This window comes from Amycolatopsis bartoniae (genome assembly GCF_014191255.1).
Lineage (GTDB): Bacteria > Actinomycetota > Actinomycetes > Mycobacteriales > Pseudonocardiaceae > Amycolatopsis_E > Amycolatopsis_E bartoniae.
This window is the reverse complement of the sequence record NZ_JACHWH010000003.1, coordinates 752,702-778,642: the sequence shown is the minus strand read 5'-3', so window position 1 is coordinate 778,642 and position 25,941 is coordinate 752,702. Positions and strand designations below refer to the sequence as shown.

Below are 25,941 nucleotides of genomic sequence, written 5' to 3'. Positions count from 1 at the left end.
CACATGTCATCGCGTATCGCCTGGGCCGAGGGCACGGGACGCCCCCGGCTGCACTCCGTTCCGGCGAGGCGGTCCGCTGTCATCCGCGTCGCCGTCGTGGCCGCCGACCCGCTGGTGCGCGCCGGGCTCCTCGCCGAGCTGCGGGACAAGCCGGGCGTGCAGGTGTCGGACGCGCGCGAGGACAGCGTCGCGGACGTCGTGCTGGCCGTCGCCGAACCGGGCCGGGAACTCGGGGAACTGCTGGAGAAGGCCGGAGCCACGCGGCTGGTGCTGGTCACCGGCGACACCCGGCCCGCCGAGCTGTGGAACGCCGTCGAGCACGGCCTCGTCGTCCTCGTCCCCCGCGCCGAAGCCACCCCCGGCCGCCTGCTCCAGGCCATCGCCGACGCGCACGCCGGACACGGCGACCTGCCGCCCGAACAGCTCGGGCCGCTGCTGCGCGGGCTCTCGCAGCTGCACCGGGAAGTGCTCGCCCCCCGGGAGCTGACGTTGAGCGGGTTGTCACGGCGAGAGGCCGACGTCCTGCGGCTGCTGTCGGAGGGCATGGACACGGCGGAGATCGCCGCCGAGATGACGTATTCCGAGCGGACCGTGAAGAACATCCTGCACAGCCTGTTGTCGAGGTTGGGGTTGCGGAACCGGACCCACGCGGTGGCCTACGCCCTGCGGGAGGGGTTGATTTAGGTCGTCTGGGGGTCGGCTCGTCGCGCTGGGGCGCGACATCGCGTCCTCTCAGTGGTGGCCCCGCCCCGATTTTTGATCGTTTAACGGTTGGCTCGCCAACCGCTAATGCGGCTTTGTATCGGGTTTGGGGGGAGAGCGGGCGGGGTTTGGTTGGTGGGTGCGTGTGCTGCCGGGTTCTTGTTGTCTGGACCACTGTTGTTTTGGTTCAGACAACCTACGATCGTCGGTTGTTTCTGTGTGGGGGTGGTGCTTAGCGTCGGAGGGGTCCAGTCCCTAGAACGTGGAGGTTCTGGTGCTCTCTCGTCGTGCTTTCCTGGGCGTGTCCGCCGGGCTGTCCTTCGCCGCCGTGACCGCGCACGCCCTGCCCGCCACCGCCGCTCCCGCGACCTTCAGTCTTGCGCTGGTGAACCAGTCCGGCTCCGGGTCCGTCTACGCCTACGTCACCGGCTTCGCGCCCGACGGACGTCTCGTGCTGCTCAACTCCGCCGGGCAGCCCTACTACCCGTCCTCCCCCTCCTCGACGCTCACGCCGCTGCCCGTGGACTGCGCCATTCCCGTCGATGGCCGCCGCGTGACGGTGCCGCGCATGTACGGGGCCCGGGTCTACTTCGTGACCGACGCGAAGCTCGACTTCTTCCTCAACCCCGGCCCCGCGCTGGTCCACCCGAGCTTCCTCAACACCTCCGACCCCAACTTCAACCGGAACTGGTCGTTCGCCGAGTTCACGTTCAACGACGCGCAGCTGTTCGCCAACATCAGCTACGTCGACTTCGTCGGGCTGCCGCTCAGCCTGTCCCTGCAGACCACCTCCTCCGGCACCCAGTCCGTCTCCGGCCTGCCCTCCGGCTCCGCGGACGCGCTCGCCAGCGCCCTCACCGCGCAGGGCGGTGCCTGGCCGCAGCTGATCCAGAAGGGCTCCGACGGGCGGGTGCTGCGGGTGATGGCCGCGCACCACAAGGCCGACCAGTTCGCCGGGTACCTCGACGGCTACATCGACCAGGTCTGGCAGAAGTACGCGGGCACCACCCTCACCGTCGACCCGCAGAACGGGACCGGGCCCTTCACCGGCCGCGTCTCCAACGGGGTGCTCACCTTCAACAACGGCGAGACCTTCGCCAAGCCCACCACCGCCGACGTGTGGAGCTGCGACAGCGGCCCGTTCGCGATCGCGGCGGGCGCGAGCGACGCACGCAAGGCCATCATCCCGCGACTGGCCGCCGCACTGAACCGGACCACGCTGCTGGCGAACGCGAACCAGCCCACGGGCGAGAACCCGGCCAACTTTTACCAGAACGCCCAGACCAACCACTACGCCCGCGTCGTGCACAGCAAGTTGCCCGACAACCGCGGCTACGCCTTCCCCTACGACGACGTCACGCCGGGCCCCGACTTCAGCGGCTCGGTGTTCGCCGGCGATCCGGCCACGCTGACGGTGACGGTGCACGCCACCCACGCGTGATACTGGCGGGATGACGATTCGCGTACTGGCGTTCGACATCTTCGGCACGACGGTGGACTGGTACACGGGCGTGTCCCGCCAGGTCGGGGAGGTCTTCGGCGAGCTGGGCGTCCGGCTCGACGCGGGGATCTTCGCGAGCGAGTGGCGCGACAAGTACCTGCCGTCGATGGCCCGCGTGCAGCACGGGGAACGCGACTGGGCGTACCTCGACACGCTGCACCGGGAGTCGCTCGACGACCTGCTCGACGACCACGGCGTCGGCGAGCAGGTCGACGAGGCCGCCCGGCAGCGGCTCGTGCACGCCTGGCATCGCCTGCCCGCGTGGGACGACGTGCCCGGCGGCCTGCGCAGGCTTCGGGAGGGCCACGTCCTCGCGGCGCTGTCGAACGGCGGGTTCGCGTTGATGACCAACCTGGTCAAGGCGGCGAACCTGCCGTTCGACTGCATCCTGTCCGCCGAGCTGGCCCGCACCTACAAGCCCGACGCCCGCGTCTACCGCACCGCCGCGGAGCTGCTCGACGTGGCACCCGAGGAGGTCCTGATGGTCGCCGCGCACGGCTGGGACCTCAAGGGCGCGGCCGAGGCCGGGCTGCGGACGGCGTTCGTCGAGCGACCGCGGGAGAAGGGGCCCGACCGGGAAGCCGACAAGGACGTCGAGGCCGAGTTCTCCGTCCGCGGTTTCCCGGAACTGGCCGAGAAACTCGGCGTATAGGCCGTTATACGACCTGCCCGGAGCGCACGACCTGCCGCGGGCCCTTCCACAGCACGGACGGGTCCGCGAACGGGTCGCCGTCGAGCACGAGCAGGTCCGCCGCGCAGCCGACGGCGATCCGGCCGAGATCCGGGCGCCGCAGCAGGGCCGCGTTCACCGACGTGGCCGACCGCAGAGCCTGCAGCGGCCCCTCGACCTCGGTCTGCAGGCGCAGGCCGTTGAGCTGCTCGTCCTCCAGCACGCCCATCAGGTCGGTGCCGAACCCGATCGGCACCCCCGCCGCGCGCGCCAGTTCGAGCGCGTGGCGCCCGGAGTCGAGCACCTCCCGGTTCTTCGCCTGCGTCACCCCGGGCATCCCGAGCTCCGCGCCGCGGCGGTTCATCGCGTCGTACGTCGCGAGGGTGGGCACGAGGAAGGCGCCGGAGGAGGCCATGAGCGCCGCGGTCTCCTCGTCGAGCAGGTTGCCGTGCTCGATCGAGCGCACCCCGTTCTCCACGGCGTGCCGGATGGCCTCGGGCGAGTAGGCGTGCGCCGCCACGTAGCTGCCGCGCCGCGCCGCCTCCTCCGTCACCACGCGGACCTCTTCCGGCGAGTACTGCGGAACCCGGATCGGGTCGGTCAGCGACACCACCCCGCCCGACGCCATGATCTTGATCGCGTGCGCGCCGCGCCGGAACCGGTCGCGCACCGCCGCGCGCAGCGCGTCCACGCCGTCGACGACCTCGTTCATGAACTCGTGGCAGCCGCAGAAGTCCGTGTCGACGCCCCGCGGATCGCCGTGCCCGCCGGTCTGGCTCAGCGCCGGGCCGGTGTAGAGGTAGCGCGGCCCGGTGATCAGGCCCTCCTCCAGCGCGCGGGAGATGCCGGGATCGCCGCCCGCCACGTCGCGGACCGTGGTGAACCCGCGGTGAAGCGCCTTGCGCAACCGGTCCGCCCCCGAATACGCCACGTAGCTCGGGGTCTTCGACCCGATCTCCACGAGGTCCAGCGAGATGCCGTAGGCGTGGAAGTGCGCGTCGATCAGGCCGGGCACCACCGTGCCGCCCCGCGCGTCGAGCGTCCGGTCGGCCTCGAACTCGCCGCCGAGCTGCACGATTTCGCCGTCTTCGACGTGCACCGGCCCGTCGAGCAGCTCGGCGGACTCGCCGTCGAACACGGCACCGTTCACAATGGACAGTCTCACGACGCGCTCCTCAGTCGCTGGGTGCCCGCCGCGTCCACGGCGAACGTGACGGGATCGACGGACACACCGTATTCGCGGGCCGCGGCCTCGGCCGACACGAACCCGTTGCGCACGTCGCGGGCGACGCGCTCGGGGTCACGCTCGAACGGGTTCCCGTACCCGCCGCCACCGCCGGTGTCGTTGACGAGCACCTCGCCCGCCTCCAGCCGGTTGTAGGACCCGCCCTGCACGACCTCGCGCTCGGTGCCGGGGTTGAGCACGATGCGGTTGTTCGTCCCCGGCTGCCCGCCCGCGATCGGCCATGGCTTTGTCTTCGTCTTGTACACCAGGCAGATCCCGGTCGAGGGCGCGGTGAACCGGTACACCCGGCTGACGCCGACGCCGCCGCGGTGGCGTCCCGCGCCGCCGGTGTCGGGCCGGTAGCCGTAGGACTCGATGAACATCGGCGACTTGGTCTCCAGCACCTCGACCGGGTTGTTGCGGCAGCCCGGCTCGGACAGGTGCATCACGCCGTCCTCGCCGTCGCCGCCGGCGTGCGCGCCGAAGCCGACGGCCTCGTTCGTCGCCTCCAGCCACGACTCGCCGGTGCGCGGGTTCACCCCGAGGCCCATCATCGAGCACACGTCGCCGCCGGAGCACGCGGGCACCTTGTCCGGCATCCCCTGGGAAAGCGCTTTCAGCGCCACCTCGCCGGCGAGCAGCCCGGTCCACAGGGTGAACGTCGGCATGGGCGGCACGGCGTGCATGACCGAACCCGGTTCGGTGACCACGCGCAACGGCCGGAAGTTGCCCGCGACCACCGGCGTGTCCGGCGTGGTGAGCGCCTTGAACACCAGGCTGCACAACGCTTCCGTCTGCCCGAGCGGCAGGTTGATCGGCCCGCGCACGCCGTGCTCGCTGCCGGTCCAGTCGATGACCAGCTCGTCGTCGGTGACGGTCACGGTGGCGCGTAGCTTGATCATCCGGTCGAGGTCGACGCCGTCGGAGTCGACGAAGTCCTCCGCGGTCCAGGTGCCCTTCGGCAGCTTCGCGAGCGCGAGGCGGGCGAGTTTCTCGCCGTGGTCGTTGATCGCGTCCATCGCGGTGACGAGCGCGTCCACGCCGTACTTCGCGGCGATCTCCTGCGTGCGCCGCACCCCCGTCACGCACGCGGAGACCTGGGCCTGCAGGTCGCCGATCGTGCGCTCCGGCATCCGCGAGTTGTAGCGGATGATGTTGAAGACGTCGTCGTTCGGCACGCCCTCGCGGTAGAGCCGGGTGGCCGGGAAGAACAGGCCCTCCTGGTACATGTCCGTGGAGTCCAGGACGTAGCCCGGGTCCTTCTGCTTGAGGTCGAGCACGTGGATGCGGCAGGAGGCGAACCCGATGAGCCGCCCGTCCGCGTGCACCGGCGCGAACACCAGCGGGTCGAGCGTGTGCGCGCTGGACCAGTACGGGTAGTTCAGCACGAACACGTCGCCGGGGCGCATCGCGTCGGCGCCGAGGAAGTTCAGCGCCTCCTTGATGCCGTGGTCGTTGCCGCGCGTGAAGATCGCGATACCGGGCGCGTCGGCGACCACGTCCCCGGCGGCGTCGTGGATGCCGATGCCGTAGTCGTGGATCTCGTAGACCACGGTGTTGTAGGCGGTGCGGCAGAGGTTGCGGGCCATCTCCTCGGCGGAGGCGAGCAGGCCGTGGCGGATGATCTCGGTTTCGATGGCGTTCATCGGCTCTCCCCGACGGTGATCACGAGTTCGCCGTGGGCCCCGACCGTCAGGTGGTCGCCGGCGTGGATAACGGTGGTGGCGGTGTGCTCGGCGACCACGGCCGGGCCGTCGAACTCGTCCCCGGCCAGCAGCTCCTCGCGCGTGTACAGCGAGTACGGCACGGCGGGCTGCTCCTCCGACACGTACACCGGCCGCGTGCCGTGGGGTGCCACGGCGCCGGAGGTGCGGGACGGCAGCAGCGGCAGCTGCGGTTTGTCGACCGAGCCGGTGGCCCGCAGGCGCAGGGTGGTGACCTCGACCGGGTCGGTCATGGTGTGCCCGTACTGCCGCTCGTGCAGCCGGGCGAACTCGGCCTCCACTTCGGACAGTCCGGCGAACGCCACGGTGACGGAGTGCTCCTGCCCCGCGTAGCGCACGTCGAGACTGCGGGTGAGCGTCGCCTCGAAGCCCTCGGCGGCGAGCAGTTCGGTGGCTTCGCCCGCCATGTCCGCATACGCCGCCTCGACCTGCGCCGGGTCCAGCTCGGCCAGCGGCGCGACGAGGGTGCGGGCGAAGTCGTGCTGGACGTCGGCCAGGAGCATCCCGAACGCGGAGAACGCGCCCTGCCCGGGCGGCACCACGACCGTCGGGATGCCCAGCTCGGCCGCCACGTCGACGGCGACCAGCCCGCCACCGCCGCCGAACGACAGCAGCGCGAAGTCCTTCGGGTCCCGGCCCACCTCGACGGTGATCGCCCGGACCGCGCCCATGATCTTCGTGCTGGAGATCCGCACGATGCCGCGGGCGAGCGCGGGCACGCTCATCCCGAGCCGCTCGGCGACGGGAGAAAGCGCTTTCTCCGCGAGCACCCGGTCCAGCACGAGCTTCCCGCCGAGCGGGGCGTCGGTGCCGAGGTAGCCGAGCGCGAGCGCGGCGTCGGTGAACGTGGGCGCGGTGCCGCCGCGGCCGTAGGACGCCGGTCCCGGGGCCGCGCCCGCGCTCTGCGGCCCGACCTGCAGCGCCCCGGCCTCGTCGAGGTAGGCGATCGAGCCGCCGCCCGCGCCGATCGTGTGGATGTAGAGCGACGGCGTGTTGATCGGCAGCCCCTCGAACTCCGCGCCCTGGTACAGCACCGGTTCGCCGTCGAGGACCAGCGACGCGTCGAGGCTCGTGCCACCCATGTCGATCGTGATCAGGTTCGGCCTGCCGGTCAGCTCCGCGAACGCGGCGGCGCCGATCACGCCGCCCGCGGGCCCGGACAGGATGAGGCTCACCGGTTGCTCGCGGGCGGTGCCGACGGTCATCGCGCCGCCGCCCGAGCGCGTCATCAGGAACCGCCCGGGAAACCCGCGCCCGGTCAGCTCGCCTTCGAGGTCGTGCAGGTACTGCCGCACGATCGGCTTGACGTAGGCGTCGAGCACGGCGGTGCTCGTGCGCTCGTACTCGCGGTACTCCCGCGACAGCTCGTGCGAGAGCGTCACCGCCACCCCGGGCGCGACCTCGGCGAGCACCTCGCGCATCCGCAGCTCGTGCGCCGGGTTGGCGTAGGAGTGCAGGAACGCGACGGCGACCGACCGGTAGCCGCGCTCGGCGATCGTCCGCGCGACCCGCCGCGCGTCCTCGTCGTCGAACGGGGTGTGCACGCTGCCGTCGAACAGGCTGCGCTCGGTCACCTCGAACGTGTCGTAGCGCTCCAGCAGCGGCTCGGGCTTGCGGTAGGTGATGTCGTAGTTGGTGCGCCGGTCGGTGCGGCCGAGCAGGTAGACGTCGCGGAAGCCACGCGTGCCGATCACCGCGGTCCGCGCGCCGGTGCGGGTCAGCAGCGCGTTGAGGCCGAGCGTGGTGCCGTGGGTGAACATCGCGATGCCGCCGACGCCGGTGGTGGCCACGCCGAACGCGTCGAGCACTCCGGTGGTGGGCGATTCGGGGGTGGTCGCGACCTTGTCGAAGCGCAGCTCGCCCGTGTCGGGCAGCAGCTCGACGACGTCGGTGAACGTGCCCCCGACGTCGATCGCCAGCCGGCTGGTCTTTGTCATGCGGCGCAGTATCGAGGTTTCGCCCAGGGCACGGCTGGATGACGGAGCACAGGCGGGCAGGCGAACGCTGTGCTGCGAGCACATCGGCGCGACGCGGGCCACAGTCAGCATTCCCCCACCTCGATTCCTGGAGAAAGGCGGAGGAGGAGCTATGAGGACCTCACTTCGGCTCACGGCGCTCGTGGGAGCGGCGGCACTGACGGTGTCGCTCGCCGCGTGCAGCCGGCCCAGTACCAACGCCACGGGTGCCACCGCGGCGGCACCGGCGGACAAGACGCTCAGCATCGGCTTCTTCGGCTTCGCGAAGGCCAACTCCTTCGCCCAGGCGACCTGGGCCGGCATCCAGGAGTACGCGGCGGGGCACAACGCCACCGCGACCTTCCTGGACTCGAACTTCGACGGCCCCACGCAGGTCAACCAGCTGCAGGACGCGGTCACCTCGAAGCGCTACGACGTGGTGATCGTGCAGGCCAACGACGGCACCGCGATCGTCAACGCGGTCAAGCAGGCCGTGGCCGCCGGGATCACCGTCGTCATCGAGTTCACCCCGGTCGGCGGCGACTACTCCACCACCCAGCCGCAGGTGCCGGGCACGGTGAGCATCGTCGACGCGCCCACGATCAACGGCCAGGGCATGGCCACCCTCGGGCTCGGCGCGTGCCAGGAGGCCGGGGCGAAACCGTGCAAGGTCGCGTTCCTGCAGGGCTTCGCGAACTACCCGCTCGACACCGCCCGCACCAACGCGGCGGTCGACGCGCTCAAGGCCGGCGGCGCGGACGTGGTGGCGAACGTGGTCGGCGGCTACACGCAGGACTCCGGGCGCGCGGCGTTCCAGAACGTGCTGCAGGCGCACCCCGACGTGAACGTCGTGATCGGGTCCTCGCAGGCCATCGAGGGCGCGGCCCCGCTGGCCGCGGGCAAGAACATCAAGTTCGTCGGCAACGGTGGGTCGCAGCAGGCGTACCAGGCCGTGCAGAGCGGTGCGTGGTACGGCGTCTACGTCATCCCGGAGAAGGCCGAGGGCGCGAAGGCCGCCGAGCTGGGCCTGGCCAAGGCCCGCGGTCAGCAGGTCCCCGTCGCCACCGACGCCCGTTCGCTCACGACGTTCCAGGCGCTCGGCACGAAGGCCACCCTGCAGGGCCTGACGTCGGACTACTCGGACTGACGATGCGAGCACCCGCCATCTCCGTCCGCGGAGCAGGGAAGAGCTACAGCGGGGTGTCGGTCCTGCGCGACATCGACCTGGACATCGCGCCGGGCGAGGTGCACTGCCTCGTCGGCGAGAACGGCGCCGGCAAGAGCACGCTGCTGAAGATCCTCGGCGGCGCGGTCCGGGCCGACGCCGGCACGATCTCCTTCGACGGCAGGCCCGCCACCCTGCACACGCCCCGCGACTCGATCCGGCACGGCGTCAGCCTCATCTCGCAGGAGGGCGCGCTCGTGCCGGCCCGCACGGTGCTGGAGAACGTGTTCCTGGGCCGGTGGGCCAACCGCGCCGGGTTCGCGCGGCGGCGCGACGACCGCCGCACGTTCGACGAGCTGCTCGAAGTCACCGGGTTCACCGTCGACCCGCAGGCGCGAGTGGGCGACCTGCCGATCGGCACGCAGCAGCAGGTGGAGATCCTGCGGTCGCTGGCGCGCGGGGCGCGCGTGCTGGCGATGGACGAGCCGACCGCGGTGCTGACCGAGCACGAGAAGCGGAACCTGCTCGGGCTGATCCGCCGCCTCGCCGCCGACGGCCGCACGGTGATCCTCGTGTCGCACTTCCTCGACGAGGTGCTGAGCGTGGCCGACCGCGTGACCGTGCTGCGGGACGGCAACCTCGTGCTCAGCGAGGACGCCGCGCGGCACACGCCCGCCACCCTGGTGCGGCACATGGTCGGGCGGCAGCTGGAGGTGCTGCACTCCGACCCGCCGCCGCTGCCGCCGGACGCGCCCGTGCGGCTGGCCGCCCGCGGCCTGCGGCGGGGGCTGGTCGACGGCATCGACCTGTCCGTGCGGGCCGGGGAGATCCTCGGCATCGCCGGGCTCGTGGGCAGCGGCCGCAGCGAGACGCTGCGGCTGCTGTTCGGCGCCGACCGGGCGACCGCGGGCGTCGTCGAGGTCGACGGGAAAGCGCTTACCCGGCTCACCCCGCGCCGCGCGATGGCGGCCGGAATCGCGCTGGTACCCGAGTCCCGCAAGGAACAGGGCCTCGTGCTGGCCCGGTCGGTGCGGGAGAACGTCGCGCTCGCCTCGCTCGGCGGGCGCCGCGTGGGCCCGTTCGTCCGCCGCGGAAGCGAGCGCGGCGCCGTCGAGACCGTGTCGCGGTCGGTCGACATCCGGGCGGCGAAACCGGACGCGGCGATCGAGACGCTCTCGGGCGGCAACCAGCAGAAGGCCCTGTTCGCGAAGTGGCTGCTGCGGCGGCCGCGCGTGCTGCTCGTCGACGAGCCGACGCGCGGGGTCGACGTCGCCGCCAAGACCCAGCTCCACCAGCTGATCACCGGGCTGGCCGCGGAGGGCATCGCGGTCGTCGTCGTGTCCTCGGAGATCGAGGAGGTGCTCGGTCTCGCCCACCGGGTGCTCGTGCTGCGGCACGGCCGCGTGGCCGGTGAGTTCACCCGGGGCGCACCGCGCGAGGACGTGCTCGCGGCGGCGTTCGGACAGGAAGGGGAGACCGCATGACGGTCGAAACGGCACCGGAGACCACACAGGCAGCTCCGGCCAGGGCGGTGCGCAAAGGCAGCCGGATGCGCGACTACGGGATCCTCGTCGCGCTGCTGGCGATCGTGCTCGCGTTGTCGGTGAGCACCAGCACGTTCCTCAGCACGTCGAACCTGGTGAACCTGCTCGACCAGTGCTCCGTCGTCGGGCTGCTCGCGGCGGGCGCGACCGTCTGCATCATGAGCGGCGTCTTCGACCTGACGGCGAGCGCGTCGCTGGCGCTCTCGGCGATCGTCGGCGTCCAGGCGGGGCGGGAGTTCGGCGTGTTCGCCGGGTTCGCCGCCGCCGTGGTGGCCGGCGCGCTGCTCGGCCTGGTCACCGGCACGATCGTGGTGCGCAGCGGGGTCAACTCGTTCATCGCGACCCTCGCCACGAGCATCATCTACCGCGGCCTCGCGGTGGTGGTCACGGCGGGGGCGATCGTCTACCCGCTGGCCACCCAGCAGGAGGACTTCGGGATGCTCACGTGGCCTTCGCTGTTCGGGCTGACGTCCGCGACGATCGTGTTCGTCGTGGTGGTCGCCGCGATCGGGGTGCTCATCTCGGCCACGACGTTCGGGCGCCGGGTGTACGCGGTGGGTGGCAACGCCGAGGCCGCGCGGCTGTCCGGCATCCGGGTCGGCCAGATCCAGGTCGCCGCCTACGTGGTGAGCGGGATCTGCTCGGCGCTGGCCGGGCTGATCCTGGCGTCGCGGGCGGGCTCGGCGCAGTCGAGCATGGCGACCGGGATGGAGCTGTCGGCGATCGCGGCGGCGGTCATCGGGGGCACCAGCATCCTCGGCGGCGAGGGCGCGATCTGGCGCGGCGTGGTCGGCGCGCTGCTGCTCACCCTCATCGGCAACGGGTTCAACCTGCTGGGCTGGGACACCATCTACCAGCAGGTCGTGCAGGGCTGCCTGATCCTCCTGGCCGTCGCCGTTGATCGTTACCTGCGGAAAAAGACCAGGTAGATTGCGGCAATGGAAGTCAGGATCGGCGTGAGCCTCGGTCCTGGACGGTCCAGCGCGGTGACGGTCCGGGACGGCGAGGTGCTCAGGCACGTCTCCGGACCGGACCCGGCGAAGCTGCTCGGCGAGGTGGTGCGCAGGCATCCGGACGCGGCGGGCCTGGTGATCGACGTCAGCAGCGTGCTGGTCGAGCACGTGCTGCACCGGCACGGGGAGCTGTCGCCGGTGGCGATGATCCGCGTCGTGCCGCGCGCGGCCACCGACCCGGCGCTCGCCCGGCATCCCGACGACGTCGTCGAGCGCCTGGTCACCCGCCGCTACACCGTGCCCGGCGGGCACGACCTGTTCGGCCGCGAGCTGCGGCCCATCGACCGCGGCGCGCTGCACGCGGTGTGCCAGGAGATCCGGCAGGGCCCGGCCCGGCACATCGCGGTCGTCGCGTCGGGCTCGCCCGCGCAGCCGCGGCACGAGCGGGAGGTCGCGGACGCGCTCCAGGCGGCGATGCCCGACGCCGAGATCTCCGTCGCGTACGAGTTCGGCGGCCAGGGGCTCGCCGCGCGCGAGGCGACGGTGGTGCTCAACGCCGCGCTGTCCGCGGCCGGCGGCAAGATCCTCGACGTGTGCGAGCGCGCCGCGCGCGGCACGCCGTTCCAGATCGCCCGCGGCGACGGCGGCTGGGTCAGTCCCTCGCGCCTGCGCACGCTGCCCGTGCTCGGGATCGGGGCCGCCGACGCGCTGCAGCTGCAGGGCGCGGCCGTCCTCGCGGGCGCGGACGACTGCCGGGTGCTGCTCGACCGGGCGCCGCACCCGCTGGTCGGGGACGTGCGCCACGGGCTCGCCGCAGTCCGGCCCCAGCTCGTGGCCGGGCTCGGCACCGCGCTGGTCGTGCCCACCGCGGCGCTGACCCGCACCGGCACCTCCGGCCCCGGCGACCTCGCGCTGGTGAAGGCCGACCGGCCGGCGGAGGAGCTGACCTGCGTGGGCGCCGCGCTGAGCCGCCCGACGGCGTGGCTCGACGAGATCGCGTTCATCGAGTCCACCGCGGAGCTGGACCGCGTCCGGCGCGACGCGCAGGCCCGCGCCACCGCGATCGCCACCGCGAACGGCGCCACGCCCGGCAGCGCCGACGTGGTCGAGATGTCGACCGTGGCCGTGCCCTACAGCCCCTCGGGCACGGTGCGGGTGCGCGTGCGGGTGGCGGGGGTGCCGGACGCATGACCACCCGCTACGTCGGTGCCGCCACCACGATCACCGCCGACGACGTCGCCGCGCTCTACGAGGGCGCGAAGTTCTACTCCCCCGCCGTCGCCCCGGAGAAGACCACGCTGCAGGCGTGGACCACGAACCTGCTGGAGCGCAACGGCCCGGTGACGCTCGTGCGGCCGGACGCGCTCGCCCCGGAGACCCGCTGCGCCGCCCTCTGCGTGATCGGCTCGGGCGCGGCGCTGGCGGACCTGCCGCCGTCCGGTGACGAGTTCGCCCTCGCCGTGCGCGAGCTGGAACGCCTGACGCGGCGCCGGTTCGAGGCCGTCTACCCGCTCGCGGCGGCGACGGTGAGCGCGCTCGCCCCGCTGGCCGCGGCCTCGCAGCTGGACGTGCCGCTGATCGACGCCGACGGGATGGGCCGGACGTTCGCGCTGATCCACCACACCGCGATGCACCTGGCCGGGCTGTCCCCCACCCCGCTGGTGATCCGGGGCGCCACCGGGGAGAACGTCGCGATCACCGTGCCCGACCCGGCCCGCGCCGACACGCTGCTGCGGTCCAATGTGGACGTCGTCGGCGGCTGGGCGGCGCTGGCCGCGTACCCCACCACGACCGGCGAGCTGCGCCGCGGCGCGCTCACCGGCACGGTGTCGCGGCTGGTCAACGTCGGACGGCTGCTGCTGGAGTCGAGCGATCCGGACGTGCTGGTCGCCCGGCTCGCCGCCGTCACCGGCTGCCGCCGGATCGGACGCGGGCGCATCGTCGAGCTGGAGCACCTGAGCCGCCCGGCCGACGTGACCATCCCCGCGCACCCGTCGACGGTGGTGGTCGACGAGCTGGGCGGGCAGGGCAGGCTGCTGCGGCTGGAGCTGCGCAGCGAGGTCGTCGCCGTGTTCGCCGACGGCGCGCTCGCGGCCGCCGCGCCGGACCTGATCTGCCTCGTCGACGTGCTGCACGGCGAACTGTCCACACTGGACAGCCTGGAGCCCGGTGACCTGGTGGACGTGCTGGTGATGCCCGCCGACGCGGTCTGGTACTCGGCCGAGGGGCTGGCCATGGTCGGCCCGGCCTCGCACGGGATCCCGCTGGCCCACCCGAGGCGCCGATGAGCCGCCCGCCGCTGGACCCACTGGTGCTCGCCGAGCTGCTGCGCGTCGACCCGCTCGCCCGCGCGAAGGCCGTGCACCTGCCCGACCCGGCCCGCGCGGTGCACGAGGTGGTGCTCGCCCAGACCTTCGACCGGCTGCACCGCGCGGCCCCGCACTCGCTCGTGGTGCTGCACGACGACGCCGCGACCGGCGGCTGGGCGCTGGCCGCGGCGCTGCACGCCGGGTGGGAGCGCAACGTCTCCGCGGTCGTGGTCCCGCAGGCGGCGATGAGCCCGTCCAGTGCCGTGCTCGCCGACCGGCTCGGGATCGCGCTGCTGGTCATCTCCGACGAGCCGGTGGACGTCGCGCTCACCCTCGCCGGGCAGGTCAGCGCGCCGCAGGCGGCCCGTGCGCTGCGGGTCGCGCTGTGCGCGGAACGGCTCGCGGAGCAGTCGAGCCTCCGCGGGGTCCTGGGTGTGCTCAACAGCGAGCTCACACCGGTGCCGGTCGCGCTGCTGGTCGGCGGCGCGGTCGCGGGCGGGCGGGCCGCGGCGGCGGAGGAGCGCCCGGACACGACCCGGGTGCGGGTGGAGATCCAGGCGGCGGGACGACCGTGGGCGGAGCTGGTGGCCGCGGTGCCGGCGAAGAGCGCGGGCTCGGCGGCGCACGTGGAGTCCGTGCTGCGCCTGGCCCGCCTGCCGTTGCTCGCGGCGTGGGCGCAGACCCGGATGAACAGCTCGGCGCAGGCCGCGCAGGAGCAGGCCGCGTTCGGGCTCCTGCGGCGGCTCGCCACCGAGCCCGCGGCGACCGCGCCACCTCCGGCCGACGTGGACGTGCCCTCGTGGACGGGTGAGCTGGGCTGGCGGGTGGAGGGCCGCAACCGCGCGCTGTGGCTGTCCCCGGTGCACGGCGTGCCCGCCGACGAACTGACGCAGCTGGTGCGCGCGTTCTGGCAGCGCACCCGCCCGGACTGGCCCCTGGTCGCCGACTCCGACGGCTGGCTGTCGTGGCAGAACATCCCCGAAGACCCCGAAGATTCCGAAGATTCCGGAAACGACGACACCGCCGGAATGCGCCGGGCACTGACGGCACTGGCCCGCGCGGCCACGGACCACGGCCTCGTCCTGGGCGTCGGTGGCGCGCACGCCGGGGTGCCGGGCCTCATGCGGTCGGTCACCGAGGCGCGGCTGGCGGCGCACGTCGCCCGCGACGGCGGCCCCGGCTCGGTGCAGTGGTTCGACCAGGTGGGTGCCCGCGCCGCGCTCGCGTGGCTGCCGCGGGCACGGATCGCGGAGGTCGCCGACCTGTGCCTGGCCGACCTCATGGGCGCCCGCGACCGCGAGGCGCTGGTGGACACCGTGCTCGCCGTGCTCGACTGCGGCGGTTCGCTCAGCCAGGCGTCGGCCCGCCTCGGCGTGCACCGCAACACCGTGCTTTCGCGGGTGGCGCGGGCGAAGGAGCTGGGCCTGGTGTTCGACGATCCGGCGCGCCGGCTCGCCCTCCACGTGCTGTGTTACTCCCTGGCGTCACTCTGGGTGCCCGGCAGGGGCTGACCGCCATTCCCCTGCAAGAGGGCCAAATACATGAACGGGTATCATGTCTCGCAGGAAGATCCACAATTTGTGACAGGGCTCGGCTCCGATGTCAAGAGCCACATTGGGCTGAATGGACGCGCGATGTTGACTCAGAGTTGCAGCCCGATTAATCTGCTCAGGCGCTGAGGAGGCCGGACCGGTCGCCCCGGGCGCCACATGTCAACTGGGTGCGGGGGCCCTGGCCAGTCACAACGGATGCGGGAAGGCCCTCAGGAGCCTTGAAGAAAAACTTCGGACCACGCAAGGGACGTGCTTCGATCCGGACGAGGGTGCTGTCGATCGCCTTCGTGCCCAGCATCGCGCTGCTGGTGGCCGGCGTCGCACTCGCGGGATACCTGCTGTACAACGCGGTCGCCGCGCGGACGTTCATCAGCAAGGTGCACGACTCGGCCACGATCGCCGTGCAGTTCTTCGCCTCGGTGCAGCAGGAGCGCCAGCTCACGCTCACCGACCTGGCGACGAACGGCTCGGTGCAGCCCCAGCTCGCGCAGGTCCGCGCGAAGACCGACAGCACCGGCGCGGGACAGGCGCAGAACCTGTCCGGCCTCTACGACCAGGCGCCGCCGCGGGTGCAGGCGAGCATCAACCAGACCGCGGCGAACCTGGCGCAGCTGCCGGAGTTCCGCGCGAAGGTCGACGCGCACCAGGTCTCGCTGCTGGACGCGTACACGTTCTACAACCGGATCCTCGACACCTACACCGACGGCCTGCTGGGCGTCGCCGAGGGCACGCCGGACGCGAAGACCGCGTACCTGCGGGCCACGGCGATGCCGCTGTTCGTGGCGGCCGACCAGATGGCGCGCAGCGTCGCACTGGCCTCGGGCGGGATCGCCAACGGCGGCCTGTCCGACGACGAGTTCAGCGCGTTCATCGCGACCACCGGCGCCTACCACGCCGGGTTCGACAACGCGGTGCCCGAGATGATCCCGACGGTCGCGCAGCAGTACAGCGCGCTCAAGGCGAGCCCGGCGTGGGCGACCGTCACGAGCGTCGAGAAGTCGATCATCGACGGCAACCACCGCAGCCTGCCCGCGGGCGTGACGGCGCAGCAGTGGCAGGCCGCGAGCACACAGGTCGCCGGCGCGCTGATGAACCTCTACATCCAGCAGAGCACCAACGCCACCAACGTCGAGATCGACACCGGCAACCAGATGCTGGTCACGGCCATCGCCGCCGGCGCGGCCGCGATCATCCTGGCGCTGCTCGTGACGATCATCGCGTGGCGGATGTCGAGCAGGCTCGTGCGGCGGTTGCACCGGCTGCGCGAGGAAACCCTGGAGATGGCCGACACGCAGCTGCCGGACCTGGTGGGCCGGGTCCGCAACGGCGAGGACGTCGACCTCGAGACCGAGATGTCCTTCCTCGACCACGGCGAGGACGAGATCGGGCAGGTCGCCGACGCGTTCAACAAGGCGCAGCAGACCGCCGTCGCCGCGGCCGTCGACGAGGCCAAGACCCGCGAGGGCACCAGCAAGGTCTTCCTCAACATCGCCCACCGCAGCCAGGTGCTCGTGCACCGGCAGCTCAAGGCCCTCGACGAGGCCGAGCGCAAGCAGGAGGACCCCGACCAGCTCGACCTGCTGTTCAAGCTCGACCACCTGTCCACGCGTGCCCGCCGCAACGCCGAGAACCTGATCATCCTCGGCGGCGAGCGGCCGGGCAGGCAGTGGCGCAACCCGGTCGCGCTGGCGGACCTGATCCGAGGCGCCACGGCGGAGACCGAGGACTACGCCCGCGTCAACGTCGGCAAGATGCCCGCCGTCGCGGTGAACGGCCCGGTGGTCGCCGACCTGATCCACCTGCTCGCCGAGCTGATCGACAACGCCACGTCGTTCTCGCCGCCGCAGTCGCGCGTCGAGGTGTGGGGTGACGTCGTCGGCCGCGGTGTGGTGCTGGAGATCGAGGACCAGGGCCTGGGCATGGAGCCCGAGCAGATCGACGAGCTGAACGCGATGCTCGCCGACCCGCCGGACTTCGGCGTGATGGCGCTGTCGCAGGAGCCCCGCCTCGGCCTGTTCGTGGTCGCCCGGCTGGCGTCGCGCCACGGCATCTCGGTGACGCTGCGGCCGTCGGCCTACGGCGGCACGCGGGCGATCGTGCTGGTCCGCTCGGAGCTGCTGACACCGGTCCCGCTGGCCGACGAGCCCGAGCCGGCGGCGCCCGTGCCCTCGCAGGGGCAGACGGCGAGCCACCCGAGCCTGCCCGTGCGCCGCCCGCAGGCGGTGCCGTCGGCGGAGGAGACCGCGCGCCAGGTCGCCGGTTCGCTCGCCCAGGCGCAGGCACAGGTCGACGCCGCCGGGAGCAACGGGAACGGCAACGGCGGGCGGGTCGACCTGTTCCGGCCGCAGCGCGAGCCGCGGTACGAACAGCAGCAGCCCCGTGAGCCGCAGCAGCCGCAGGGCAGGACGGGGCAGCACCGGGCCGCGCCGCAGCCCGCCCGGCCGCCGCAGGAGAACCGCGCTCCGCAGGACACCCGGTCCCGGCCGCAGCAGGGACCGCTGTCGCCGGACCGCCCCCAGCTGCCGCGCCGGCGGCGCCAGCAGAACCTGGCGCCCCAGCTGCGCACCGACGAGGTGCCCTACGAGGCTCCCTCGTCGTACGAGCCGCGGGAAGATCCCGACCTGGCCCGTAGCAGGCTCGCCTCGTTCCAGCAGGGGACGCGGCGGGCCCGCGACACCGACCCAGCCGCCACCGATTTCTTTGGAGAGCGCAGATGATGGCCACTCCCGGCTTGAACGAACTGGACTGGTTGCTCGACGACTTGCTCCAGCAGGTCGCCGGGGCGGACCGGGCCGTGGTGCTGTCCGCGGACGGGTTGCTCATCGGCCGCTCGTCGAACCTCACCGAGGAGGACGGCGAGCACCTCTCGGCCGTCGCCTCGGCGTTCCAGAGCCTCGCGAAGGGCACCGGCAGGCATTTCGGCGGTGGCCAGGTGCGCCAGACGGTCGTGGAGATGGACCACGCGTTCCTGTTCGTCACCGCCGCCGGTTACGGCGCCTGCCTGGCGCTGCTGACCAGCGAGGAGGCCGACATGGGGCTGGTCGCCTACGCGATGAACATGATGGTCAAGCGGGTCGGGGCGGTGCTTTCGGCCGCTCCGCGGGTGGAGCACGCATGAGTGAGCTTGCGAGCGAATCATCGAGCGCCATGCCGGCCAACAACACTGTCGCGGCGTGCCGCGTCCGGCAGGAGGCCGCATGAGTGAGCGGAAGCCTGACCCGCGGCCATGACAGCCGAGGAAGAGGCGTGGTTCGATGACGCCGCCGGGCCGCTGGTCCGGCCCTACACGGTCACCGGCGGCCGGACCCGCACCGACACACTGGGGCTGGACCTGCTCACGCTCGTGGTCGCGGTCACCTCGATCATGGACGCCGCGCACCTGCCGCAGGAGTACGCGCGCGTCGTGCGCCTGTGCCAGCAGCCGCTGTCGGTGGCCGAGGTCGCCGCGTACCTCGACCTGCCGCTGCCGGTCGTGAAGGTGCTGCTGGCGGACCTGATCGAGCAGAACCACGTGATCTTCCGCAGCGCGTCCCCGATGACCGCGGCCCCCGACGAACGCATCCTCCAGGCGGTGCTCGATGGCATCCGCAGACTCTGATAGGGCGGCAAGCACAGTGGACTCCCCCGTTCGAGGACAGCTGCAGCAGCCCGGCGCGGCGCCGGGTTTCCCGCAGTACCGGCGCAACCTGAACGCGATGACGCTCAAGCTGCTCATCGCGGGCGGGTTCGGCGTCGGCAAGACCACGATGGTCGGCTCGGTCAGCGAGGTGCCGCCGCTGCGCACCGAGGAAGCGCTGACCGCGGCGTCCGCCGGGGTCGACGACCTGACCGGGGTCGAGCGCAAGACCACCACCACGGTCGCGCTGGACTTCGGGCGCATCACGATCAACCCGGAGCTGATCCTGTACCTGTTCGGCACGCCGGGGCAGGACCGGTTCTGGTTCATGTGGGACGAGCTGGCGATCGGCGCGCTGGGCGCGGTGGTGCTGGCCGACACCCGCCGCCTGGAGAGCTGCTTCCCCGCGGTCGACTTCTTCGAGCGGCGCGGGATCCCGTTCGTGGTGGGCGTGAACTGCTTCGACGACGCCTACCGCTACGGCACGGAAGAGGTCCGGGACGCGATCGAGCTCGACGACCACGTCCCGGTCCTGCTGTGCGACGCCCGCGACCGCGAGTCGACCAAGCAGGTGCTCATCACGCTGATCGAGCACGTCATGGCGACCAAGCGGTCACTGGAACTGCGGTTGTCCTGACTACGGTCGCCGATGCCGTAGCGGCTCAGCGTCCGGGAAGGTTGCCGAGCGCCCGGGACCGCGCGGCCAGCAGTTCGGCGTAGGTGTCGTCGTGCTCTGCCCGGCGCAGCGGCCTGGCACGTTCGACGACGATCTCGTCCGGGGCCGGGTTCCGGGTGAGGAGCCCGATGACCTCGTCGAGGAAACCGTCCAGCGGCAGGGCGTGGGGGTTGAGCTTCTCCTGTCCGGCGGTGGCGACGGCCGGCGGGATGAGCTCGGTGACCGCGATCCCGGTGCCGGCGAGGTGCGCGCGGAGCGACTCGGTGTAGGAGTGCACGGCGGCCTTCGAGGCGCCGTAGGTGGGCATGAGCGGGAACGGCACGAAGCCGATGCCGGAGGAGACGGTGATGATGTCGCCGGCGCCGCGGGCGGTCAGGTGCGGGGTGAACGCGTCGATGACCCGGATGGTGCCCAGCAGGTTGACCGCGATGGTGGCTTCGGCCTGGGTGATGTGGCCGGGGTCGCGCAGGTCCTCGGTGAGCATGACGCCCGACATCGTCACCACGAGGTCGAGGCCGGGATGCTTCGCGAGGACCTCGTCGCGGGCGGCGAGGACGGAGGCCGGGTCGGTGACGTCGACCCGGACCGTTTCGAGGCCCTCGACCCGGCCGGTGTCGCGCCCACCGACGACCACGGTGCTGCCGGCGTCCACGAACCGCTGCGCGAGGCCGCGGCCGATTCCCGTGGTGCCGCCGACGATCAGTGCGGTGCGTCCGCTGATGTCCATTCCTGCTTCTCTTTCTCTTCCGGAGTCCGGCCCGATGACCGGCACAGCACCATGTTCGGCCGCCGCGTTCGCACCAGGAAGGACCCGTTGCTCCAGGTAGTGACAGGGCACCCTTCGGCGGAGCAGGCGTCGCTAGGGTGGGAATCGTGGATGCGGACGAAGAGAACCGGCTCGGCGAATACCTGAGCGCGCGTCGCGCGCTGGTCACGCCTCAGCAGGCCGGCCTCCCGGCCGGTTCCGGTCGCCGGGTGCCGGGGCTGCGCCGGGAAGAGGTCGCTCTGCTGGCGGGCATCAGCGCCGACTACTACTTCCGGCTCGAACGCGGACGGGACAAGAACCCGTCCGTCCAGGTCCTGGAGTCACTGGCCCGCGTCCTGCGATTGGACGACGTCGAGACCGAATACCTGCTCGGCCTGGGCGGCCCTCGTCCCCGGCGCCGGCGGCCCCGGCGCACCGAGCGAGTGCCCGCGAGGCTGCACCATCTCCTCGCGGCGCTCGACATCCCCGCGTTCATCGAGAACCGCTACTTCGACGTCCTCGCCGCCAACCCGCTCGCCGTCGCGTTCAGCCCCAGGCTCGCTCCCGGCCACAACCGGCTGCGGTCGCTGATGCTCGATCCCGAGGAGCGCGAGTTCCACGACGACTGGGACAGCGCCGTCGGCGAGTTCGTCGCCTCCTTCCGCCGCTCTCTCGGAGACGGTTCCGCCGACCCGCGCGCCATCGAGCTCGTGGGCGAGCTCTCCCTCGCCAGCGCGCGATTCCGGTCGCTCTGGGGGCGGCACGACGTCCGGCTGCTGGCGGGAGGAACGACGTCCGTCAACCACCCGGTCGTCGGGCAGCTGCGCCTGCACCGCGAGAAGCTTCCGGTCGACGAGCTGATCCTCGTCGTCTATTACCCCGACGAGCACAGTGACAGCGCGGAGAAGGTCGCCCTGCTCGCCTCACTGGCGTCCACGGCGCCGGACACCGGGTCGCCGACGTAGCACCCGAAGCGCGTCAGGCCGGAGACGCCCGCATGCGGTCGGACCCGCGACCTCGATCCGACCGCGTGCAGGCGTTGTCCTGACTATTCGTCGCCGATGCCGTAGCGGCTCAGCGCCGTCTCCGGGGTGATGTTGCGGTCCGCGACGTCCGCGCGGACGTCGTCGGCCGAGCGTTCCACCGGGTCGCCGTAGCCGCCGCCACCGCCGGTGGCGCAGCGGATCACGTCGCCCTTGCGGACCGTCGTGCCGTTGACCTTCAGCATCCGCCGCTCGTCGGGGCGCCCGGGGTTGATCACCACCTCCGGGCCGACCGCGTCCTCGCCGCCGAACAGGCCCCACGCCGGCTGCCGCGAGCGTTCGAACCACAGCGACAGCGAGCAGTCGGTCTGCGCCTCGTACTCCCGCACCACGCCGTTGCCGCCACGCCACTTCCCCGCGCCGCCGGAGTCGGGGCGGATGCGGTACTCGGTGATGCGGAACGGGTAGCGCGTTTCCAGCACCTCGATCGGAATGTCCTTCAGCGACCCGTTGACGTTGTTGATGAGAGCGCTTTCCCCGTCCGAACCGGACCACGCGCCCCAGCCGCCGACGGTGGCCTCCAGGTTGACGAACTCCCGCCCGAACCGCGGGTCGACGCCCGAGGTCAGCACGATCATCGAGTCACCGTGGCTGGCGCCCGCGACCCGGTCCGGCATCGCCGGGGCGAGCGCGCGGGCGACCATGTCGATCAGCAGCCCGAGGTGGGAGAAGTACCACTGGCACGCCGCGGGCGCGACGGCGCCGAGCACGGAACCCTCGCGCACCTGGGTGGTCATGGTGCGGAACGAGCCGCCGTTGCCCGGCAGGTCCGGGCTCACCAGCAGCTTGTAGCCCACCCGCAGCGCCGAAACCGCCTGCGGCACACCGCAGTTGACCGGGCCGGCGGTCTGGTCGGCGGACTCGGTGACGTCGAAGTCGATCGTGTCCCCGGCGACGGTGATCTTCAGCCGGATCGCGATCGGGGTGTCGAGGTCGACGCCGTCGTTGTCCAGCACGCCTTCCGCCGCGTACACCCCGTCCGGGATGTTCGCGATCGTCTCGCGCTCCAGCACCTCGGTCTGGCGGAAGATCTCGTCGCGCGCCGCCTCCAGCGTGTCCAGCCCGAACCGCTCGACGATCTCCCGCAGCCGCTTCTCCCCCATCGTGATGCAGGCGATCATGGCGTGCATGTCGCCCGTGGTGGGATAGGGGAAGCGCACGTTGCGGGCGATCGTGTCCATCAGCGCGGCCTCGTCCTCGCCGCCGGACACCAGCTTCTGCGGGCCGAGCCGCAGGCCCTCCTGGAAGATCGACACCGAGTCCATCGAGCCGCCCGGGTCCTTCGAGCCGACGTCGATCCAGTGCGCCCGGGACGCGGTGAAGCCGACGAGCGTGTCACCGACGAAGACGGGGCCGAAGATCGTGACGTCGTTGAGGTGCGTGCCGCCGAGGTAGCTGTCGTTGAGGATCCACACGTCGCCCGGCTGCCACACCTCGCGGCCGAACTGCTCCTCGGTGGCGCGGGTGCAGGTCTCCAGGTTGCCGAGGAAGATCGGCAGGCCCGCGGACTGGCCGAGCACCTGGTGCTGGGCGTCGAGCAGCGCGACGACGCAGTCGCCGCATTCGTAGATGATGGGCGTGTAGGCCGAGCGGATGAGGGTCGCGTTCATGTCGTCCGCCGCGGAGTTGAGCGCGTTGCGGATGATCTCGACGGTGACCGGGTCGACGGTCGTGGTGGTCATGCCTGCTCCTTGTTGCGGATGATCAGCGAGCCGATCTCGTCCACGGACACCGAGTAGCCGGGCGGGACGACGGTGGTGGCGGTGTCCTCGACGACGACACCCGGGCCGGCGAAGGTGTGCCCGGCGAGCAGGTCGTCGCGGCGCACCACGGTCGTGTCGCACGGCGTGCCGCCGAAGACGACCTGCTTGACCTCGTGCGGGAACTCCGGTTTCTCCGCGTGCGGCCACTTCTGCGGTTCCGGCCGGCCGAGGTCGCCGAACGCGGCGGTGCGCACGGTGACGAACTCGATGGGCGCGCCCGGGTTCGCGTGCCCGTAGCGGCTGTGGTGCATCTCGGCGAACCGCTCGGCGACGACCTTCAGGAAGTCCGGTGTGGACGGATCGGCGGCGTCGGTGATCGGCACGGTGAGCGTGTACTCCTGCGCCTCGTACCGGATGTCCACCGAGTGCGCCACCGACCGCTGTCCCTCGGGCACGCCCTCTTCGCCCAAAGTGGACAGTGCCTGCTCCTCCAGCCGGCGCAGCACGGCGGTGAGGTCTGCGCCGTCGAGGTCGGCGTCGAGGAAGAAGTACGGCTCGGTGAAGTCCTTGCGGATGCGGGTCTGCAGCATGCCCCACGCGGAGAACGCGCCGGGGAACCGCGGCACGATCGTCTCGGCGATGCCCAGCTCGCGGGCGAGGAACACGGCGTGCATCGGGCCCGCGCCGCCGAACGCGACGAGGCTGGAGTCCCGCGGCTCGATGCCGCGCGAGACGGTGATGGTGCGGATCGCCTGCGCCATCTTGGAGTTCGCCACGTCGCAGATGCCCTCGGCCATCGCGACGGCGTCGAGCCCGAAGGTCTCGCCGAGCTTGCCGACGGCCTGTTCCGCGCCGGCGGTGTCGAGCGTCATCTGCCCGCCCGCGAAGCCCTCGGGGTCGATGCGGCCGAGCACGAGGTTCGCGTCGGTCACGGTCGGTTCGGTGCCGCCGCGGCCGTAGCAGGCGGGGCCCGGCCGGGCGCCCGCCGAGCGCGGCCCGACCCGCAGCCCGCCCGCCTCGACCCATGCGACCGAGCCGCCGCCCGCGCCGACGGTGTGGATGTTGACCACGCTCATCAGCATCGGCAGTCCTTCGAGCTGCGCCTCGGCGGAGACGTCCGGCTCGCCGTCGACGATGAGCGACACGTCGAACGAGGTGCCGCCCATGTCCACGCCGATCAGGTTCGGCCTGCCGCTGACCCGGGACAGCTCGGCGCACGCGATCGCGCCGCCCACCGGCCCGGACAGCAGGGTCTGCAGCGGCCGGGCGCGCGCGGAGTCCGCGGTGAGGATGCCGCCGGAGGACTGCATCACGTGCAGCGGCACGGCGAGGCCGCCGTCGCGCAGGCGGACTTCGAGGTGGCTGAGGTAGCGGCGCACGATGGGGCCGGTGTAGCTCTCGACCACGGCGGAGGAGGTGCGCTCGTACTCGCGCCACTCCTTGGCGGCCTCGTGCGAGAGCGACACGGTGAAGTCCTCGCCCAGCTCCTCCAGGACGAGCTCGCGGGCCCGCAGCTCGTGCGCCGGGTTGGCGTAGCTGAACAGGAACGCGATGGCGATCGCGCCGTGCCCGCGGTCGCGCGCGGTGCGCGCGGCGGCGCGCACGGCGTCCTCGTCGAGCGGGGTCAGCTCGCTGCCGTCGGGCGCGATGCGGCCGCCGATGCCGAGCACGTCGCGGCGCGGCACGAGCGGTTCGGGCTTGCGGTAGTGCAGGTCGTACAGGCGGGTCCGCGGCCCGCGGGCGATGTGGTAGCTGTCCTCGACCCCGGCGGTGCCCAGCAGCAGCACCGGGACGCCGCGGCGTTCGAGGAACGCGTTGAGGCCCTGGGTGGTGCCGTGCACGAGGAAACCGATGTCCCCGGGGGTGTCGACGACCGCGCCCAGCCCGGCCATGACCCCCTCGCTCAGGTCGTCGGGGGTGGTCGACGCTTTGGTCGCCGCGAAGACCCCGGCTTCGTCGTCGTAGGTGACGACATCGGTGAACGTGCCCCCGATGTCCATCGACACGCGGTACCGCGCCATGGCGTACTCCAATCCAGCAGCAGACGTGCCTGGAAAGCTAGGAGCCGCGCTTTCGGGGGCGATGTGCTCACCGCACCGGTGACCGGGCGATCACTATGCGCCGCGCACGGACGGGCTGGCGCGGCCTGCGGCGGAGGGCGGCACGCGGAAGGCCGGGCGTGTCGTGGGGGAACCGGTCAGCGCGCCCAGATGCCCCGCACGTGGCGGATGTGGCGGTCCATCAGCGCTTCCGCCGCGTCGGCGTCGCGGGCGGCGATGAGGTCCAGCAGCTCCGCGTGCTCGTGCGAGGAGGCCACCAGCTCGCCGCGGTCGGCGAGGGAGCGCAGGCCGTAGATGCGCGAGCGGGCGCGCAGCGAGCGCACCGTCTCGACCAGGTGCGGGTTGCCCGCGAGGGCGAGCAGCCGCAGGTGGAACTGCATGTCGGCCTTGATGTGGGTGATCAGGTCGCCCTCGGCGGCGGCCTCCTCGATCGCCACCGCGAGCGGGCGCAGCTCCCGCAGCACCGCCGCGTCGACACCGGCCGCCGTGATGCGCCGGACGGTGGGCACCTCGATGAGCGCCCGCAGCTCGCTCAGGTCGTCCAGGTCCTTTTCGGACAGTTCGGTGACACGGAAACCCTTGTTCCGCACCGTGTCGATGAGCCCTTCCTTCGCCAGGTCGAGCATCGCCTCGCGGACGGGGGTCGCGGACACGCCGAACTGCGCCGCCAGGCTCGGCGCGGAGTACACCACTCCCGGCCGCAGCTCCCCGGAGATCACCGCGGCCCGCAGCGTCTGGATGATCTCGTCCCGCAGGTTGCCACGGGCGCCGAACGACGGGAACGCCGGCTGTTCCAC

Annotated in this window: 21 protein-coding genes; 14 read left to right on the top strand and 7 right to left on the bottom strand. The window is 72.1% G+C overall.

What is annotated here, in order from left to right; translation table 11 throughout:
* Window positions 1-3 precede the first annotated feature (3 nt).
* From FHX82_RS20385 to FHX82_RS20375, 3 genes are all read left to right on the top strand, one after another.
* Window positions 4-684, top strand: coding sequence for a helix-turn-helix transcriptional regulator (locus tag FHX82_RS20385; protein ID WP_145938169.1), 681 nt, complete (start codon window positions 4-6; stop codon window positions 682-684).
* A gap of 292 nt (window positions 685-976) precedes the next feature.
* The gene (locus tag FHX82_RS20380) at window positions 977-2,143 is read left to right on the top strand and encodes a glycoside hydrolase family 64 protein (RefSeq protein ID WP_145938168.1); all 1,167 of its coding nucleotides are present in this window, start codon (window positions 977-979) and stop codon (window positions 2,141-2,143) included.
* A gap of 10 nt (window positions 2,144-2,153) precedes the next feature.
* Window positions 2,154-2,855 carry a haloacid dehalogenase type II gene (locus FHX82_RS20375; protein WP_145938167.1) on the top strand — a complete coding sequence of 234 codons (702 nt, stop codon included), beginning with the start codon at window positions 2,154-2,156 and terminating at the stop codon, window positions 2,853-2,855.
* A gap of 4 nt (window positions 2,856-2,859) precedes the next feature.
* On the opposite strand, the gene FHX82_RS20370 is transcribed toward FHX82_RS20375, so the two are convergent.
* Genes FHX82_RS20370 through FHX82_RS20360 form a run of 3 tightly spaced genes read right to left on the bottom strand, consistent with a single transcriptional unit; the run spans window position 2,860 to window position 7,759 of the window.
* A complete protein-coding gene (locus tag FHX82_RS20370; protein WP_145938166.1) occupies window positions 2,860-4,038 on the bottom strand; it encodes a metal-dependent hydrolase family protein in 1,179 nt (392 codons plus the stop codon).
* Window positions 4,035-5,744, bottom strand: coding sequence for a hydantoinase B/oxoprolinase family protein (locus FHX82_RS20365; protein ID WP_145938165.1), 1,710 nt, complete (start codon window positions 5,742-5,744; stop codon window positions 4,035-4,037). The genes FHX82_RS20370 and FHX82_RS20365 overlap by 4 nt, the downstream gene beginning before the upstream one ends.
* On the bottom strand, window positions 5,741-7,759 hold the full coding sequence (locus tag FHX82_RS20360) for a hydantoinase/oxoprolinase family protein (protein ID WP_145938164.1): 2,019 nt from the start codon (window positions 7,757-7,759) through the stop codon (window positions 5,741-5,743). Before FHX82_RS20360 ends, FHX82_RS20365 begins: the two co-directional genes overlap by 4 nt.
* Before the next feature lie 151 nt (window positions 7,760-7,910).
* Here FHX82_RS20360 and FHX82_RS20355 point away from each other — a divergent pair, with 151 nt between their 5' ends.
* From FHX82_RS20355 to FHX82_RS20310, 10 genes are all read left to right on the top strand, one after another.
* A complete protein-coding gene (locus tag FHX82_RS20355; RefSeq protein ID WP_145938163.1) occupies window positions 7,911-8,924 on the top strand; it encodes a sugar ABC transporter substrate-binding protein in 1,014 nt (337 codons plus the stop codon).
* Window positions 8,925-8,926: 2 nt separating this feature from the next.
* Complete coding sequence (locus FHX82_RS20350) at window positions 8,927-10,426, top strand: sugar ABC transporter ATP-binding protein (protein WP_145938162.1); 1,500 nt, start codon at window positions 8,927-8,929, stop codon at window positions 10,424-10,426.
* Window positions 10,423-11,415 (top strand): ABC transporter permease, encoded by a 993-nt coding sequence (locus FHX82_RS20345; protein WP_145938161.1) that lies wholly within the window; start codon window positions 10,423-10,425, stop codon window positions 11,413-11,415. The genes FHX82_RS20350 and FHX82_RS20345 overlap by 4 nt, the downstream gene beginning before the upstream one ends.
* A 9-nt stretch (window positions 11,416-11,424) precedes the next feature.
* Window positions 11,425-12,630 carry a hydantoinase/oxoprolinase N-terminal domain-containing protein gene (locus FHX82_RS20340; RefSeq protein ID WP_145938160.1) on the top strand — a complete coding sequence of 402 codons (1,206 nt, stop codon included), beginning with the start codon at window positions 11,425-11,427 and terminating at the stop codon, window positions 12,628-12,630.
* Complete coding sequence (locus FHX82_RS20335) at window positions 12,627-13,727, top strand: DUF917 domain-containing protein (RefSeq protein WP_145938159.1); 1,101 nt, start codon at window positions 12,627-12,629, stop codon at window positions 13,725-13,727. The genes FHX82_RS20340 and FHX82_RS20335 overlap by 4 nt, the downstream gene beginning before the upstream one ends.
* Window positions 13,724-15,259, top strand: coding sequence for a PucR family transcriptional regulator (locus tag FHX82_RS20330; RefSeq protein ID WP_145938158.1), 1,536 nt, complete (start codon window positions 13,724-13,726; stop codon window positions 15,257-15,259). Before FHX82_RS20335 ends, FHX82_RS20330 begins: the two co-directional genes overlap by 4 nt.
* Before the next feature lie 311 nt (window positions 15,260-15,570).
* Complete coding sequence (locus tag FHX82_RS20325; protein ID WP_145938157.1) at window positions 15,571-18,018, top strand: sensor histidine kinase; 2,448 nt, start codon at window positions 15,571-15,573, stop codon at window positions 18,016-18,018.
* Window positions 18,018-18,419 (top strand): roadblock/LC7 domain-containing protein, encoded by a 402-nt coding sequence (locus tag FHX82_RS20320; RefSeq protein ID WP_145938177.1) that lies wholly within the window; start codon window positions 18,018-18,020, stop codon window positions 18,417-18,419. Before FHX82_RS20325 ends, FHX82_RS20320 begins: the two co-directional genes overlap by 1 nt.
* Window positions 18,420-18,527: 108 nt before the next feature.
* Window positions 18,528-18,899: a DUF742 domain-containing protein gene (locus FHX82_RS20315; RefSeq protein ID WP_145938156.1), complete on the top strand. Its 372-nt coding sequence runs from the start codon at window positions 18,528-18,530 to the stop codon at window positions 18,897-18,899.
* A gap of 97 nt (window positions 18,900-18,996) precedes the next feature.
* The gene (locus tag FHX82_RS20310; protein ID WP_145938176.1) at window positions 18,997-19,554 is read left to right on the top strand and encodes a GTP-binding protein; all 558 of its coding nucleotides are present in this window, start codon (window positions 18,997-18,999) and stop codon (window positions 19,552-19,554) included.
* 25 nt (window positions 19,555-19,579) lie between these two features.
* Here FHX82_RS20310 and FHX82_RS20305 read toward each other — a convergent pair whose 3' ends face one another.
* Entirely contained in the window at window positions 19,580-20,320 is a 741-nt protein-coding gene (locus FHX82_RS20305; RefSeq protein ID WP_145938155.1) for an SDR family oxidoreductase, read from the bottom strand.
* Window positions 20,321-20,466: 146 nt separating this feature from the next.
* Here FHX82_RS20305 and FHX82_RS20300 point away from each other — a divergent pair, with 146 nt between their 5' ends.
* The gene (locus FHX82_RS20300; RefSeq protein WP_229880652.1) at window positions 20,467-21,303 is read left to right on the top strand and encodes a helix-turn-helix domain-containing protein; all 837 of its coding nucleotides are present in this window, start codon (window positions 20,467-20,469) and stop codon (window positions 21,301-21,303) included.
* An 83-nt stretch (window positions 21,304-21,386) separates the two neighbouring features.
* Here FHX82_RS20300 and FHX82_RS20295 read toward each other — a convergent pair whose 3' ends face one another.
* The 3 genes from FHX82_RS20295 to FHX82_RS20285 all read right to left on the bottom strand — a co-directional run bounded on the left by FHX82_RS20295 (window position 21,387) and on the right by FHX82_RS20285 (window position 25,941).
* A complete protein-coding gene (locus tag FHX82_RS20295) occupies window positions 21,387-23,063 on the bottom strand; it encodes a hydantoinase B/oxoprolinase family protein (RefSeq protein ID WP_145938154.1) in 1,677 nt (558 codons plus the stop codon).
* Window positions 23,060-25,105: a hydantoinase/oxoprolinase family protein gene (locus FHX82_RS20290; protein WP_183176715.1), complete on the bottom strand. Its 2,046-nt coding sequence runs from the start codon at window positions 25,103-25,105 to the stop codon at window positions 23,060-23,062. Before FHX82_RS20290 ends, FHX82_RS20295 begins: the two co-directional genes overlap by 4 nt.
* 176 nt (window positions 25,106-25,281) lie before the next feature.
* Window positions 25,282-25,941, bottom strand: coding sequence for a GntR family transcriptional regulator (locus tag FHX82_RS20285; RefSeq protein WP_222425995.1), 660 nt, complete (start codon window positions 25,939-25,941; stop codon window positions 25,282-25,284).